Genomic DNA, 458 nt, shown 5'->3' on the forward strand with positions numbered 1-458 from the left:
GGCAAGTCTGACCAATGCCTTCACCGAGCTTGGCACCAAATTCGAGAGTCTCCATCCTGGAACAAAGATCATTTTCAATTTTGCGGCTTCAGGGGCTCTCCTTCAGCAGATCGAGCAGGGCGCGCCCGTGGATGTCTTCGCGTCGGCGGATCAGAAGACCATGAACCAGGCGAAGGAAAAGAAGCTGATTCTCGACGATTCGCGAAAAGACTTTGTCAGCAACAGCCTGGTTCTCATCGTCCCGGCGGCGTCCAAACTTTCCATCAAGAGCGCTCGGGACCTCACCCAAAAGGATGTGAGTAAAATTGCTCTTGGAAAGCCCGAAACAGTCCCCGTTGGGCGGTATACTCAGGAAGCCCTGACGAACGAAGGACTGTGGGAAACGCTGGGTCCCAAGTTCATCCCGGGAGACTCGGTGCGCCAGGTGCTCGACTATGTCAGTCGGGGGGAAGTGGACG

1 protein-coding gene is annotated in these 458 nt (G+C 55.7%); it reads left to right on the forward strand.

Annotated features, from left to right (window positions below; all coding sequences use genetic code 11):
- A partial coding sequence (modA, locus tag MWC30_RS21900) for a molybdate ABC transporter substrate-binding protein (protein WP_244086317.1) occupies positions 1–458 on the forward strand: 458 nt, incomplete at both ends.

It is taken from the genome of Desulforhabdus sp. TSK, assembly GCF_022836495.1.
In the GTDB taxonomy this organism is placed as follows: Bacteria; Desulfobacterota; Syntrophobacteria; order Syntrophobacterales; family Syntrophobacteraceae; genus Desulforhabdus.